At 55.0% G+C, this 218-nt stretch carries 1 pseudogene; it reads left to right on the top strand.

Annotated elements, in window-relative coordinates:
* Window positions 1–211, top strand: a pseudogene (locus A3709_RS24080) (calcium/sodium antiporter); the annotation flags it as partial.
* Window positions 212–218 lie beyond the last annotated feature (7 nt).

The following is a 218-nucleotide window of genomic DNA, read 5'->3' as shown; positions in this document are numbered from 1 at the left end:
CATTGTCGGTGCGGAGACACTCGAGAGCTCGGTGGTGACGCGCGATTATCCCACCATGACGTTTCTCACAGTTTTCCTAGCGCTGGCCATTTACATCAGCCGGCGCCGCAGTCGCTCCCAGGAAGGTCACGCCTATGTCGGGCGCACTATAGGAACTCTGTTAGTCTCGTTCTACGGACTGTATTATTACTGGCTGTACATCACCATCTGACAGGGTC

The organism is Halioglobus sp. HI00S01, assembly GCF_001635445.1.
Taxonomy (GTDB): Bacteria; Pseudomonadota; Gammaproteobacteria; order Pseudomonadales; family Halieaceae; genus Halioglobus; species Halioglobus japonicus.
This window is presented reverse-complemented; position numbering and strand designations above follow the sequence as displayed.